At 60.2% G+C, this 12,895-nt stretch carries 16 protein-coding genes; 11 read left to right on the forward strand and 5 right to left on the reverse strand.

Annotated features, from left to right (window positions below; genetic code table 11):
• The first annotated feature begins 102 nt into the window (after positions 1-102).
• From flhB to ACF8MC_RS01100, 4 genes are all read left to right on the forward strand, one after another.
• Positions 103-1,254 carry a flagellar biosynthesis protein FlhB gene (gene flhB, locus ACF8MC_RS01085; RefSeq protein ID WP_060430457.1) on the forward strand — a complete coding sequence of 384 codons (1,152 nt, stop codon included), beginning with the start codon at positions 103-105 and terminating at the stop codon, positions 1,252-1,254.
• The gene (flhA, locus tag ACF8MC_RS01090) at positions 1,247-3,325 is read left to right on the forward strand and encodes a flagellar biosynthesis protein FlhA (RefSeq protein WP_033635001.1); all 2,079 of its coding nucleotides are present in this window, start codon (positions 1,247-1,249) and stop codon (positions 3,323-3,325) included. The genes flhB and flhA overlap by 8 nt, the downstream gene beginning before the upstream one ends.
• A complete protein-coding gene (locus ACF8MC_RS01095) occupies positions 3,325-3,729 on the forward strand; it encodes a flagellar protein FlhE (RefSeq protein ID WP_041035624.1) in 405 nt (134 codons plus the stop codon). Before flhA ends, ACF8MC_RS01095 begins: the two co-directional genes overlap by 1 nt.
• 328 nt (positions 3,730-4,057) lie before the next feature.
• Complete coding sequence (locus tag ACF8MC_RS01100) at positions 4,058-4,873, forward strand: 5'-nucleotidase, lipoprotein e(P4) family (RefSeq protein WP_033653633.1); 816 nt, start codon at positions 4,058-4,060, stop codon at positions 4,871-4,873.
• 244 nt (positions 4,874-5,117) lie between these two features.
• On the opposite strand, the gene ACF8MC_RS01105 is transcribed toward ACF8MC_RS01100, so the two are convergent.
• The 5 genes from ACF8MC_RS01105 to flgA all read right to left on the reverse strand — a co-directional run bounded on the left by ACF8MC_RS01105 (position 5,118) and on the right by flgA (position 7,587).
• Positions 5,118-5,420, reverse strand: coding sequence for a DNA-binding transcriptional regulator (locus ACF8MC_RS01105; protein WP_015378258.1), 303 nt, complete (start codon positions 5,418-5,420; stop codon positions 5,118-5,120).
• Positions 5,413-5,787, reverse strand: a complete 375-nt coding sequence (locus tag ACF8MC_RS01110; RefSeq protein ID WP_047571546.1) for a type II toxin-antitoxin system RelE/ParE family toxin — start codon at positions 5,785-5,787, stop codon at positions 5,413-5,415. The genes ACF8MC_RS01105 and ACF8MC_RS01110 overlap by 8 nt, the downstream gene beginning before the upstream one ends.
• A gap of 230 nt (positions 5,788-6,017) precedes the next feature.
• Positions 6,018-6,452: a flagella synthesis protein FlgN gene (locus ACF8MC_RS01115; RefSeq protein WP_033634998.1), complete on the reverse strand. Its 435-nt coding sequence runs from the start codon at positions 6,450-6,452 to the stop codon at positions 6,018-6,020.
• 40 nt (positions 6,453-6,492) lie between these two features.
• Positions 6,493-6,804, reverse strand: coding sequence for a flagellar biosynthesis anti-sigma factor FlgM (gene flgM / locus ACF8MC_RS01120; RefSeq protein ID WP_033653635.1), 312 nt, complete (start codon positions 6,802-6,804; stop codon positions 6,493-6,495).
• A 129-nt stretch (positions 6,805-6,933) separates the two neighbouring features.
• On the reverse strand, positions 6,934-7,587 hold the full coding sequence (gene flgA, locus ACF8MC_RS01125) for a flagellar basal body P-ring formation chaperone FlgA (RefSeq protein WP_033647785.1): 654 nt from the start codon (positions 7,585-7,587) through the stop codon (positions 6,934-6,936).
• A gap of 160 nt (positions 7,588-7,747) precedes the next feature.
• Between flgA and flgB the strand changes: the two genes are divergently transcribed.
• The 7 genes from flgB (at position 7,748) to flgH (ending at position 12,893) form a co-directional block, all read left to right on the forward strand.
• Positions 7,748-8,161, forward strand: a complete 414-nt coding sequence (gene flgB / locus ACF8MC_RS01130; protein WP_033634995.1) for a flagellar basal body rod protein FlgB — start codon at positions 7,748-7,750, stop codon at positions 8,159-8,161.
• A gap of 5 nt (positions 8,162-8,166) precedes the next feature.
• Entirely contained in the window at positions 8,167-8,571 is a 405-nt protein-coding gene (gene flgC / locus ACF8MC_RS01135) for a flagellar basal body rod protein FlgC (RefSeq protein ID WP_004934826.1), read from the forward strand.
• 12 nt (positions 8,572-8,583) lie between these two features.
• Positions 8,584-9,261, forward strand: coding sequence for a flagellar hook assembly protein FlgD (gene flgD / locus ACF8MC_RS01140; RefSeq protein ID WP_033634994.1), 678 nt, complete (start codon positions 8,584-8,586; stop codon positions 9,259-9,261).
• A 54-nt stretch (positions 9,262-9,315) separates the two neighbouring features.
• Positions 9,316-10,539 (forward strand): flagellar hook protein FlgE, encoded by a 1,224-nt coding sequence (gene flgE, locus ACF8MC_RS01145; RefSeq protein WP_033634993.1) that lies wholly within the window; start codon positions 9,316-9,318, stop codon positions 10,537-10,539.
• Between the two features lie 12 nt (positions 10,540-10,551).
• The gene (locus ACF8MC_RS01150; protein WP_033647783.1) at positions 10,552-11,307 is read left to right on the forward strand and encodes a flagellar basal body rod protein FlgF; all 756 of its coding nucleotides are present in this window, start codon (positions 10,552-10,554) and stop codon (positions 11,305-11,307) included.
• 18 nt (positions 11,308-11,325) lie between these two features.
• Positions 11,326-12,108: a flagellar basal-body rod protein FlgG gene (gene flgG / locus ACF8MC_RS01155; protein WP_004934819.1), complete on the forward strand. Its 783-nt coding sequence runs from the start codon at positions 11,326-11,328 to the stop codon at positions 12,106-12,108.
• A gap of 83 nt (positions 12,109-12,191) precedes the next feature.
• On the forward strand, positions 12,192-12,893 hold the full coding sequence (gene flgH, locus ACF8MC_RS01160) for a flagellar basal body L-ring protein FlgH (protein WP_004934817.1): 702 nt from the start codon (positions 12,192-12,194) through the stop codon (positions 12,891-12,893).
• The last annotated feature ends 2 nt before the right edge of the window (positions 12,894-12,895 follow it).

Raw genomic sequence — 12,895 nt, forward strand, 5'->3', positions numbered from 1 at the left:
TAAATAACCCGCCTTTTCCCCCGTTGTTCCGTCAATGACATCGCCAATTTTTTGGCATGCTGACCGCCATTCTTTACCCTCCCGACACAGGAACGGCGTTTCGTGGCTGAAGACAGCGATCTGGAAAAAAGCGAGGCCCCCACGCCCCACAGGCTGGAGAAGGCGCGTGAAGACGGCCAGATCCCGCGTTCCCGCGAACTGACCTCGGTACTGATGCTGCTCTCGGGCCTGGCGATCATCCTGATGTCCGGCAGCAACATGACGCAACAGCTGGCGGCGATGCTCACGCAGGGCTTGAACTTCGACCACGGCATGGTCAGCAACGATAAACAGATGCTGCGCCAGCTGGGCATGTTGCTGCGCCAGGCGGTGCTGGCGCTGTTGCCAATCATGGCGGGGTTGGTGCTGGTGGCGCTCGCCGCGCCGATGCTGTTGGGGGGCATCCTGTTCAGCGGCAAGTCGATCAAATTCGACTTGAAACGGCTGAACCCGTTGTCCGGGTTGAAGCGTATTTTTTCCAGCCAGGTGCTGGCCGAGCTGCTGAAAGGGATCCTGAAAGCGACGCTGGTCGGCTGGGTGACCGGCCTCTATCTGTGGCACAACTGGGCGGCGATGCTGCATCTGATGACCCAGCAGCCGCTCGACGCGTTGGGCAATGCGCTGCAGATGATTCTGTTCTGCGGTTTTCTGGTGGTGCTGGGATTGACGCCGATGGTGGCGTTCGACGTGTTCTACCAGCTGTGGAGCCACTTCAAAAAGCTGAAGATGACCAAGCAGGATATTCGCGACGAATTCAAGGATCAGGAGGGGGACCCGCACGTCAAGGGGCGCATTCGTCAGCAGCAGCGGGCGATCGCCCGGCGCCGCATGATGGCCGATGTACCCAAGGCGGACGTGATCGTCACCAACCCGACGCACTACGCCGTCGCGTTGCAGTACAACGATAAAAAAATGAGTGCGCCGAAAGTGCTGGCCAAGGGCGCCGGTGAAATCGCCTTGCGCATCCGCGAGCTCGGCGCGGAACACCGCATCCCGATGCTGGAAGCGCCGCCGCTGGCGCGTGCGCTGTATCGACACAGCGAGATTGGGCAGCATATTCCGGCCACCCTGTATGCCGCGGTCGCCGAAGTGCTGGCCTGGGTGTACCAGCTGCGCCGCTGGCGGCGCGAGGGCGGCCTGATCCCGAAAAAACCTGAACGTTTACCGGTGCCGGAAGCACTGGATTTTGCAAAAGAGAGTGACTCTGATGGCTAATTTGGCCTCCCTGCTTCGTTTGCCGGGCAATTTTAAAGATACGCAGTGGCAGGTGTTGGCCGGCCCGGTGTTGATCCTGCTGATCCTGTCGATGATGGTGCTGCCGTTGCCGGCGTTTATCCTCGACCTGCTGTTTACCTTCAACATCGCGCTGTCGATCATGGTGCTGCTGGTGGCGATGTTCACCCAGCGCACGCTCGAATTCGCCGCCTTCCCGACCATTCTGCTGTTCTCAACGTTGCTGCGTTTGTCGCTCAACGTCGCGTCGACGCGCATCATCCTGCTGGAAGGGCACACCGGTTCCGCCGCCGCCGGCCGCGTGGTGGAGGCCTTCGGCCATTTCCTGGTGGGCGGCAACTTCGCCATCGGTATCGTGGTGTTCATCATCCTGGTGTTGATCAACTTTATGGTGATCACCAAGGGGGCGGGGCGTATCGCCGAAGTGGGCGCGCGCTTTGTGCTGGACGGTATGCCGGGTAAGCAGATGGCGATCGACGCAGACCTGAACGCCGGGTTGATCGGCGAGGACGAAGCGAAGAAACGCCGCGCCGAAGTCACCCAGGAGGCCGATTTCTACGGCTCGATGGACGGCGCCAGTAAATTCGTGCGCGGCGACGCCATCGCCGGCCTGATGATCATGGTGCTGAACGTGGTCGGCGGCCTGTTGGTCGGCGTGGTGCAACACGGCATGGAGCTGGGGGCGGCGGCGGAAAGCTATACGCTGCTGACCATCGGCGACGGCCTGGTGGCGCAGATCCCGGCACTGGTGATCTCCACCGCCGCCGGCGTTATCGTCACCCGCGTCGCGACCGATCAGGACGTCGGCGAGCAGATGGTGGGCCAGCTGTTCAACAATCCGCGCGTGATGCTGTTGAGCGCCGGGGTGCTCGGGCTGTTGGGCCTGGTGCCGGGCATGCCGAACCTGGTGTTCCTGCTGTTTACCGCGGCTCTGTTGGGTCTTGCCTGGTGGCTGCGCGGCCGTGAACAACAGGCGCCGAGAGCGGTTGAAGAGCCAGTGATGCCGGACAACCCGCAGGCCGCCGAAGCCAGCTGGGCCGACGTGCAGTTGGAAGATCCGCTGGGGATGGAGGTGGGCTACCGGCTGATTCCGATGGTCGATTTTCAACAAAACGGCGAGCTGCTGGGGCGTATCCGCGGGATCCGCAAGAAATTCGCGCAGGACATGGGCTATCTGCCGCCGGTGGTACACATTCGCGACAACCTGGAACTGCCGCCTGCCAGCTACCGCATCCTGATGAAAGGCGTCGAAATCGGCAGCGGTGAAGCGCAGCCGGGCCGCTGGCTGGCGATCAACCCCGGCAATGCCGTGGGCGAGCTGGCGGGAGACAAAACCGTCGATCCGGCCTTTGGGCTCGAGGCGGTGTGGATCGATAGTGCCTTGCGCGAGCAGGCGCAGATCCAGGGCTTTACCGTGGTGGAAGCCAGCACCGTAGTGGCGACGCACCTTAATCACCTGATCGGCCAGTTCGCCAGCGAGCTGTTTGGCCGCCAGGAAACCCAACAGTTGCTGGATCGCGTGTCGCAGGAGATGCCGAAGCTGACCGAAGACTTCGTGCCGGGCGTGGTATCACTGACCACGCTGCACAAGGTGCTGCAAAACCTGCTGGCCGAGCGCGTCTCCATCCGCGATATGCGCACCATTGTCGAAACGTTGGCGGAGCACGCTCCGGCGCAGAGCGATCCTTATGAACTGACCACCGTGGTGCGGGTGGCGCTGGGCCGGGCGATCACGCAGCAGTGGTTCCCGGGCAACGGCGAGATTCAGGTCATCGGTCTGGATACCCAACTGGAGCGTCTGTTGCTGCAGGCGTTGCAGGGCGGCGGCGGGCTGGAGCCGGGGCTGGCCGATCGCCTGCTGGAACAGGCGCGCCAGGCGCTGCAGCGGCAAGAGATGCTCAGCGCGCCGCCGGTGCTGTTGGTTAACCATGCGCTGCGGCCTTTACTGGCGCGCTTCCTGCGTCGCAGCCTGCCGCAGCTCGTGGTGCTGTCCAACCTCGAGATCAACGACGATCGCCAGATTCGCATGACCTCGACCATCGGAGCCGCCTGATGAAACGCTGTCTGTTCGTGCTGTGTTTGCTGGCCCCGTTGACTGCCGGCGCGGTGTCCGGCTCTTGGGTGGCCGAAGGGGCGGGCGTGACGTTGGAACAGGGCGGCATGCGCGATGAGTCCGCCGGTTTGCGGCCGCCGAACGCGCTGCCGGACGCCAATGCGCGCATCACCCGCGTCAGCTGGCGCTACCGTTTGCTGGGGCCGGAGCCGGCCGGGCTGCAGGCCCAGCTCTGCACGGTAAACCGCTGCATTCCGCTCGGCGGCGGCAGCGGCAGCAGCAACGGTCTGCAGGGCGAACCGGCCAATGCGGAATTGCGCTTTGTCTATTACGTGCAGTCGCAAGGCGGGCTGAACCCGCCGCTGCGGGTGATTGGCAATCAGGTGATCGTCAATTACGAATAGATCGCCGCCCGGTTCGGTGGGGTGGTTTGGCGCCGGCCGGCGTTATACTTAAGCGATAAAATGAGCCTGGAAATTCAAGACTCACGGCCGCCTTTGTCGCGCGGCACAATCTGGAGCCTGTTTGTGTGACAACAGTCATAATCCTATTTTTATACGTTGTTTCTCTCTTTGTTTTATTGTAATTTCCGCTTAACCTTCAAATTTATGAAGATTAAATGTGCGTGAAGGGCGTTAATTTACCCGTCCCTCAGTAAATTATGCGCAATGTATTAACTATATAAATAATCCTCGCCGTACTCTCATAAAATTAAACTTATATGGAGTATCTATGAAAATTTTAAAATCATACATGCCATTATTACTTTTATGCGTGGCTTTCACCGCTTCGTCAAATAATCACTGCGATCCTTCTCGGACTGAACTGCCCGCCAGTTGCCTCACGGAACAATTCGCCATGTCGGTATTGTGGTATCAGAATGCGGCAGAGGCACGGGCGGCTTTTTATCAAGGGTATCAGTTGGGCAAGCTCCGACTTGAGCAGGAATTAAAGAATAAATCGGAGAAGCCGCGTGCCGTCGTGCTGGATCTTGATGAGACCGTGCTGGATGACAGCCCGCACCAGGCCTGGTTGATAAAGAACCAGTCGTTTTTGCTTGACGGTTGGGACGAATGGGTCGACATGGCAGCGGCGGAAGCCGTGCCCGGCGCTATCGATTTCCTGAGGTTTGCCGATGAAAACGGCGTTACCATTTTCTACCTGAGTGACAGAAAGCAGTCGCAGATTGACGTGACGCTAAAAAATTTACGCCGCATTAATTTGCCTCAGGCGAAAAAAGAAAATCTGTTGTTAAAAACACCGGAGATGCAGGGTAAACAGAGTCGTCGCGACGCGTTGGAAAGCCAGTATGACGTCGTGCTGTATTTTGGCGACAATCTGGCTGACTTTATTGATTCAAAAGGTAAAAGCCAGGCTGAAAGGAATAAAATGATGGAGGATGTGCAGCAAGAATTTGGCAAGCGTTTTATTATCTTCCCGAATCCGATGTATGGCGATTGGTATGGCGGTATTATCGATGGCCAGTTTAAAGCGAAAAACAATGAGCTTTATAAGCTGCGAGCATCTAAATTGACGCCGTTTAAGTAACAAAAACAGGTAAGGTAAATGTAAGCTACGGGCATTTATGGCATGAATATAAATACCCTGAAGCGTTTTATTCAATAGGCCGATTCGCTGGCTCTCGATATGAAGCAATTAATAGAATCGATAATATACATCGGATAGTTCCTTGTTGTATCGAGGGCTGTTGAATGTGTTCTGATTTCAACATCGATTGTCTGTCCGACGGCTGCCGACCTCATCCGATGAGCGAAGTGGCGGGAGGGGCGCCTCAGGCCAGAATTTGCAGGCCGTTGCGTTCCACCAGCGTCAACAACTTCATCGCGGCGGAGTTCGGTTGCGCTTCGCCGCGCTCCCATTTCTGCACCGCCTTTTTGCTGACGTTGAGATACAGCGCAAACACCGGCTGGCTGACGTTTTCGCGTTCGCGCAATGCGCGGATCTCGGCCGGCCCGAACTGTTTTACCGGCCGCAGGCACAGCATGTCGAAGGTGCGCATGGTCACGTCGTCGACGAAACCGGCGCGGTGCAGGCCCTGAACTTCCTGGTGGATCTCGGCAAGAATTTTACTCATCGCTTAGCCTCCGTAATTCCTTGTTGTTGACCAGCTGGTAAAGTCTGAATGGCGAATAATCCAGATACAGCGCAGCCAGATGTTTCAATCCTTGTAACTCGTCCGTACTGATGTTTTCTCTCTCGCTTTTGGCAAAGCCGCGCATAAAAAACAGGCGTTCTTCATCGCGAAAAACGATCAGTACCCGATAGCCGCCGCGTTTGCCCGCACCCGTCCGAGCGATGCGCTTTTTGTATACGCAACCGCCAAGATTGGCGTCGTACAGCTGACGTTGCATCTCTCGCGCCGCTTTCACTATCGTGGCGTCGCTGATGCGCTCGCGCGCGGCAAAACCCAGAAAGGTTTTGGTGAGATAAATATCGGCCATTCGCTCTCCCTGCGAATTTATACCCGTTAAGGGTATATTTCAAGTGATTTAAAAATAACCACAGGGTGACAAGCGGCCAAAGGGAAAGAAACAGCCAAATTCACGGCATGCGCAGCCTGGCGCATAGCGTTAAGGGAATTCAGAAAGCGGTAAGAAGAAAATGCGAGAGGCTGCGCATAACCGGGGAAACCCGCGCCCGGCGGTGCGTTCACCGGGCGAAATGAGTTAGGTCAGACGCCGATTTTTCTGCCGAGCAGGCTGCCGGCGTGCGACTGGCCGTCCGGGCCATACAGCGATTTATTGTTCTTGCTCAGGATCGCCAGCGCCTGAGCGTTATGGTCGATCTGCTGATTGAGCAGCAGTCCATTGTGCTGATTCTTTTCGCGCAGCGTTTGGCTCAGCAGTTGAACGCGTTGCCAGCGATCGGCCAGGGGCGCATGGCTGGCGTAGGGCGCGCGTTGCCCGCAGGCTTTTTCCTGCCCCAGTCGCTGTTGCTCGAGGTAGGCGACCGTCGCCAGCAGCTGGCTTTTGGCATCGGTTACGCGCTGCAGCGCCACGCCGGGCAACTGGCCGGAACACAGCAAGTCGTGCTCTTCCTCCAGCACGCCATTGAGCGCCTGCAGCGTTTCCAACAGTTTATCCAGCAGTTGTGCCAGGTTTTCCATAGTGATGACTTATCCTTTACCGCTACTCGCCGCCGCGCCGTCAGTCGCGCCCGGCGATCCATTGAATGTCGCTCTGCGCGTCTTGCAGCAGCGCGTCGGCGATTTTGCCGGCGTCCATCTTCAGTTCGCCGCTGCGGATCGCCTGCTTGATGGCCTCGACCCGGCCCATATCGATATCCTGGGTGCCCGGCTGCATCAGGCGCGCCTGCGCCTCGCTCAGCTTGACCTGCGTGCCGCTGACGGCCGTTTCGGCCACGGCGGCCTTACGCGGTTGGAGCGGGTTGTCGGCCGGGGTTTCACGCGGTTGCACAGTGGAAACCGGCTGTAACCGCTGGGTGCGATCGATACTCATGGTCCATCTCCGTTTACGCCGTGACCGCTCTCGGGCGACGACGCTGCAATGAAAGTGTTGCGGCCCTGGTGGCCGATAAAATGCTGCTTGATTTGTCTTATCGGCAAGGTTTGCGGAACCTTTACTTTTTTATAACGTAATGCGGATCGCGCCGTCGTCCCCGACCACGCCGCTGACGATCTGCCCGGACGCCATGCGCACCCGCACGCTGTCTTCGGCGGCGGCGTTGTTCATCGCCTTACCCGCACCGCTGATGTTGAATCCTTCGCCCTGCGCGTTGACCTGTACCGATTGCCCGGCCTTGATAATCCAGGCTCGGCGCAGCATGGCGAGGGTCAGCGGTTGGCCGGGGCTGATGTTGCGCAGGCTGACGGCGCCCAACGCCTTGCCCGCTTCGGTCAGCGCGCGCGGCGGCAGGGTATCGAGCCGGCCTTCTTTCAACGTCAGATCCGCCGCGGTCAACCGGCTGCCGGCGCTGATGCCGCGCGCCGAAACCAGATAGCGGCCGAACACTTGCACCTGCGTCTGGATAAAACGCCGCTCCTGGCCACAGCGCGCCGAAATACTGACGTTGCCGCCGATCCGCGCGTTGGGCGGCAGCGACAGCTGCGGCAGTTCGCAGGCGGGCCATTGGGCCGGCGGCGTGCGCACCCGCACTTTCACCTGCACCGGTTCGCCGCTGAACTTGCCTTGGATGAAGCTTTCGATTTGCGTCGCCAGATCGTCGGCGCGCGCGTTCAGACTGCACAGCAGGCCGATAAGCAGCAGCATTTTACCTTTCATCGTCATCTTCTCAAGCCTCATCGGGATACGCGTAAGTGTACCCGCAGCGCGCGCAGGCTAAGCAGATAAATAGCGCCCCATTTTGCGTTTATTCCCGCGATAGGGTGGCGCAGGGGGCGTTTATGCTGTCGACTCCAAATTCTAACCTCGCGGAGGGAGCATGCTCGACAAACTGGACGCGGCTCTGCGCTTTGGCCAAGAGGCGCTGAACTTGCGCGCCCAGCGGCAGGAAATTCTGGCCGCCAATATCGCCAACGCAGACACGCCGGGTTATCAGGCGCGGGATATCGATTTCGCCAGCCAATTGAACAAAGTGCTGGAACAAGGGCGAGTCAACGGCAACGGCATGTCGCTGAACCTGACGGCGGCGCGCCACATCCCGGCGCAGACCCTGCAGCCGCCGCAGCTCGATCTGTTGTACCGGGTGCCGGACCAGCCATCGATGGACGGCAACACGGTGGACATGGATCGCGAACGCACCAACTTTGCCGATAACAGCCTGAAATATCAGACCGACCTGACGCTGCTCAACGGGCAGATCAAAGGGATGATGTCCGTGCTGCAACAAGGATAAGGCGCATGTCTTTACTGAACATTTTTGATATCTCCGGCTCGGCGCTATCGGCGCAATCCCAGCGCATGAACGTCAGCGCCAGCAACATGGCCAACGCCGACAGCGTGACTGGCCCGGACGGCGAGCCTTACCGCGCCAAGCAGGTGGTGTTCCAGGTCGCGGCGGCGCCCGGGCAGCCGACCGGCGGCGTGCGCGTCGCCCAGGTGGTGGACGATCCGGCGCCCGAACGTCTGGTGTATCAGCCGGGCAACCCGCTGGCGGACGCCAAGGGCTACGTGCGCATGCCGAACGTCGACGTGGTGGGGGAAATGGTCAACACCATCTCCGCTTCCCGCAGCTACCAGGCCAACGTCGAGGTGCTCAACACCACCAAGTCGATGATGATGAAAACCCTGACGCTGGGTCAGTAACCGGAGGTTCCCATGGCTATCGCCGCAACCACCAACGAGTCGTTGGACAACACCGTCATCGGTAACAACAGCAAAAATACCAACAGCCAGGATCTGCACAACAGCTTCCTGACGCTGCTGGTGGCGCAGTTGAAAAACCAGGATCCGACCAATCCGATGCAGAACAACGAACTGACTTCGCAGCTGGCGCAGATCAACACCGTTCAGGGCATCGAAAAGCTCAACACCACGCTGGGGTCGATCTCCGGCCAGATCAACAGCAATCAGTCGCTGCAGGCGACTGCGCTGATCGGTCACGGCGTAATGGTGCCGGGCAACAACATTCTGGTCGGCAGCAAGGACGGCAAGGTCAGCACCACGCCGTTCGGCGTGGAACTGGAGCGCGCCGCCGATCAGGTGACCGCCACCATCACCAACGCCAGCGGGCAGGTGGTGCGCACCATCGAAATCGGCGGCCTGACCGCCGGCGTACACGCCTTCACCTGGGACGGTTCGCTGGATGACGGCACCACCGCGCCTGACGGCGCCTACAAAGTGGCGGTTAACGCCAAAGGCAACGGCGAGCAGCTGGTGGCGCGCAGCCTGCACTTCGGGCTGGTCAACGGCGTGATCCGCGACGGCAACGGCGCCAAATTGGATCTCGGCCTGGCCGGCAACGCCACCCTGGAAGACGTGCGACAGATCTTATAACCCTAAGCATCAGGCTCAATCGGACGATAGCCTGACCACTATTCGGAGAATAACATGGCCTTTTCTCAGGCAGTCAGCGGCTTGAACGCGGCAGCAACCAATCTGGACGTGATCGGTAACAACATCGCCAACTCCGCGACCGCGGGCTTCAAATCCGGCAGCGTCTCCTTCGCCGACATGTTCGCCGGTTCGCAGGTTGGGCTGGGCGTCAAGGTGTCCGGCATCACCCAGAACTTCAAGGGCGGCACCACCACCGGCACCAGCCGTGCGCTGGATATCGCCATCAACGGCAACGGCTTCTTCCGCATGCAGGATAAAGACGGCGGCATCTTCTATACCCGCAACGGCCAGTTCAAGCTGGACGAGAACCGTAACCTGACCAACATGCAGGGCCTGCAGCTGACCGGTTATCCGGCGGCCGGTTCCCCGCCGACCATCCAGCAGGGCGCCAACCCGGTGCCGCTGAGCATTCCTGAAGGCATGATGAATGCCAAGGCGTCCACTTCCGGCGAGATGGTGACCAACCTGAAGTCCACCCATAAGGTGCCGGAGAACAAGACCTTCGATCCGACCAAACAGGACAGCTACAACTACGTTAACACCATCACCGCTTACGACTCGCTGGGCAACGCGCACAACATCAACGCCTACTTCGTCAAGACCGACGACAACAAGTGGCAGGTCTATACCCAGGACGGCAGCGCCGCGCCAGTGAACGCCGGCACCATGGAGTTCAGCACCAGCGGCAACCTGGTGAAAACCACCAGCACCAACGGCGCGCCGGGCGAGTTCAGCATGGTGATCCCGATGACTGCCAAAGACGGCGCGCCGGCGCAAAACTTTACCCTGAGCTTCGCCGGCAGCATGCAGCAGAACGTGGGCAGCGACTCGGTGAGCAAAGTGGCGCAGGACGGCTATGCCGCCGGTGAATACACCAACTTCCAAATCAACAACGACGGCACCGTCGTGGGCATCTACTCCAACCAGCAGACCCAGGTGCTGGGCCAGATCGTCATGGCCAACTTCTCCAACCCGGAAGGGCTGGCGTCGCAGGGCGATAACGTTTGGCAGGAAACCGGCGCGTCCGGTCAGCCGCGCGTCGGTCTGTCGGGCGGTGGCGGCTTCGGTAAGCTGACCAGCGGCGCGCTGGAATCTTCCAACGTCGATCTGAGCCAGGAACTGGTGAACATGATCGTCGCGCAGCGTAACTACCAGTCCAACGCCCAGACCATCAAGACGCAGGACTCCATCCTGCAGACGCTGGTTAGCCTGCGCTAATAGGGCCGAGTTATGGATCACGCGATTTATACCGCGATGGGCGCGGCGCGCCAAACGCTGGAGCAGCAGTCCATCACCGCCAACAACCTGGCCAACGCGTCGACGCCGGGCTTTCGCGCCCAGCTCGCCGCATTGCGCGCGGTGCCGGTCGACGGGCCGAGCCTGGCGACGCGCACGTTGGTGACCGCGTCGACGCCGGGCGCCGACATGAGCCAGGGGGCGCTGAACTACACCGCGCGTCCGCTGGACGTGGCGCTGCAGCAGGACGGTTTCCTGGCGGTGAGCCTGCCGGGCGGCGGTGAGGCCTATACCCGCAACGGCAACATTCAGATCTCCTCCACCGGGCAGTTGACGGTGCAGGGGCTGCCGGTGATGGGCGACGGCGGCCCGATCGAGGTGCCGCCGTCGGCGGAGATCACCATCGCGGCCGACGGCACCATTTCGGCGCTGAACGCCGGCGATCCGCCGAACACCATCGCGCAGATCGGCCGCCTGAAGCTGGTGAAGGCCGATGCGCGCGAAGTGATGCGCGGTGACGACGGGCTGTTCCGCCTGACGCCGGAAACCCAACAGCAGCGCGGCAATCAGTTGCAAAACGATCCGCAGGTGCGGGTGATGCCGGGCGTGCTGGAGGGCAGCAACGTCAAGCCGATGGAGACCATGGTCGACATGATCGCCAACGCCCGCCGTTTTGAAATGCAAATGAAGGTCATCCACAGCGTGGATGAAAACGAACAGCGTGCCAACTCACTGCTCTCATTGAGTTAAGCAGCAAGGAAATAACCGATGATTCCATCCTTATGGATTGCCAAAACCGGTCTGGACGCGCAGCAGACCAACATGGACGTGATCGCCAACAACCTGGCGAACGTCAGCACCAACGGCTTCAAACGCCAGCGTGCGGTATTTGAAGATCTGCTGTACCAGACCATGCGTCAGCCGGGGGCGCAGTCCTCCGAGCAGACCACGCTGCCTTCCGGCCTGCAGATCGGCACCGGCGTGCGTCCGGTGGCGACCGAGCGTCTGCACAGCCAGGGCAACCTGTCGCAGACCAACAACAGTAAAGACGTCGCCATCAAGGGGCAGGGTTTCTTCCAGGTGATGCTGCCGGACGGCACCCAGGCCTATACCCGCGACGGGTCGTTCCAGATCGATCAGAACGGCCAACTGGTGACCTCCAGCGGTTTCCAGGTGCAGCCGGCGATCACCATTCCGGCTAACGCGCTGTCCATCACCGTCGGCCGCGACGGCATCGTCAGCGTCACCCAGCAGGGGCAAACCGCCGCCCAGCAGGTGGGCCAACTGACGCTGACCACGTTCGTCAACGACAGCGGTCTGGAGAGCGTGGGCGAGAATCTGTACCAGGAAACCGAAAGCTCGGGTGCGCCGAACGAGAGCACGCCGGGGCTGAACGGCGCCGGTTTGCTGTATCAGGGTTACGTGGAAACCTCCAACGTCAACGTGGCGGAAGAGCTGGTCAACATGATCCAGACTCAGCGCGCTTACGAGATTAACAGCAAAGCGGTATCGACCTCCGATCAGATGCTGCAAAAGCTGACGCAACTGTAATCTGTCATTGACGGGCCCGGCTTGCCGCGCCCGTCATTCTCTTTCGTGAAACAAAGGCGATACCCGTGGTAACCACATATTCGATGGCAATCCTGCCGCGGCAGGGACAACGCTGGCTGGCGGGCATGGTGATGCTGACGCTGAGCGGCTGCGCCTATATCCCGCACAAACCGCTGGTGGACGGCGCGACCACGGCGCAACCGGCGCCGGCCAGCGCGCCGATGCCGAACGGCTCGATCTTCCAGACGGTGCAGCCGATGAACTACGGCTACCAGCCGCTGTTCGAAGACCGCCGTCCGCGCAACGTCGGCGACACCCTGACCATCGTGCTGCAGGAAAACGTCAGCGCCAGCAAAAGCTCCTCCGCCAACGCCAGCCGCAACGGCGCCAGCAAGTTCGGCGTCGCCACCTCGCCGCGTTACCTTGACGGCCTGCTGGGCAATGCGCGCGCCGATATGGACATTTCCGGCGACAGCACCTTCGGCGGCAAGGGCGGTGCCAACGCCAACAACACCTTCAACGGCACCATTACGGTGACGGTCAACCAGGTGCTGGCCAACGGCAACCTGCACGTGGTGGGGGAAAAGCAGATCGCCATCAACCAGGGCACCGAATTCATCCGCTTCTCCGGCGTCGTCAATCCGCGCACCATCAGCGGCAACAACTCGGTGACCTCGACGCAGGTGGCGGACGCGCGTATCGAATACGTCGGCAATGGCTATATCAACGAAGCGCAGACCATGGGCTGGCTGCAGCGTTTCTTCTTAAATGTTTCACCGTTCTAAGG

The sequence above is a fragment of the Serratia sp. LACPHL-BACT-2024-00286 genome, assembly GCF_043109535.1.
Lineage (GTDB): Bacteria > Pseudomonadota > Gammaproteobacteria > Enterobacterales > Enterobacteriaceae > Serratia > Serratia sarumanii.

Coding starts and splice junctions, on each gene's coding strand:
- ACF8MC_RS01110 (WP_047571546.1), bottom strand. CDS start 5,787: ATGGCCGATATTTATCTCACCAAAACCTTTCTGGGTTTTGCCGCGCGC.
- flgG (WP_004934819.1), top strand. CDS start 11,326: ATGATTCCATCCTTATGGATTGCCAAAACCGGTCTGGACGCGCAGCAG.
- flgM (WP_033653635.1), bottom strand. CDS start 6,804: ATGAGTATCGATCGCACCCAGCGGTTACAGCCGGTTTCCACTGTGCAA.
- flgE (WP_033634993.1), top strand. CDS start 9,316: ATGGCCTTTTCTCAGGCAGTCAGCGGCTTGAACGCGGCAGCAACCAAT.
- ACF8MC_RS01105 (WP_015378258.1), bottom strand. CDS start 5,420: ATGAGTAAAATTCTTGCCGAGATCCACCAGGAAGTTCAGGGCCTGCAC.
- ACF8MC_RS01115 (WP_033634998.1), bottom strand. CDS start 6,452: ATGGAAAACCTGGCACAACTGCTGGATAAACTGTTGGAAACGCTGCAG.
- flgB (WP_033634995.1), top strand. CDS start 7,748: ATGCTCGACAAACTGGACGCGGCTCTGCGCTTTGGCCAAGAGGCGCTG.
- ACF8MC_RS01095 (WP_041035624.1), top strand. CDS start 3,325: ATGAAACGCTGTCTGTTCGTGCTGTGTTTGCTGGCCCCGTTGACTGCC.
- flgH (WP_004934817.1), top strand. CDS start 12,192: ATGGCAATCCTGCCGCGGCAGGGACAACGCTGGCTGGCGGGCATGGTG.
- flgA (WP_033647785.1), bottom strand. CDS start 7,587: ATGAAAGGTAAAATGCTGCTGCTTATCGGCCTGCTGTGCAGTCTGAAC.
- ACF8MC_RS01100 (WP_033653633.1), top strand. CDS start 4,058: ATGAAAATTTTAAAATCATACATGCCATTATTACTTTTATGCGTGGCT.
- ACF8MC_RS01150 (WP_033647783.1), top strand. CDS start 10,552: ATGGATCACGCGATTTATACCGCGATGGGCGCGGCGCGCCAAACGCTG.
- flgC (WP_004934826.1), top strand. CDS start 8,167: ATGTCTTTACTGAACATTTTTGATATCTCCGGCTCGGCGCTATCGGCG.
- flgD (WP_033634994.1), top strand. CDS start 8,584: ATGGCTATCGCCGCAACCACCAACGAGTCGTTGGACAACACCGTCATC.
- flhA (WP_033635001.1), top strand. CDS start 1,247: ATGGCTAATTTGGCCTCCCTGCTTCGTTTGCCGGGCAATTTTAAAGAT.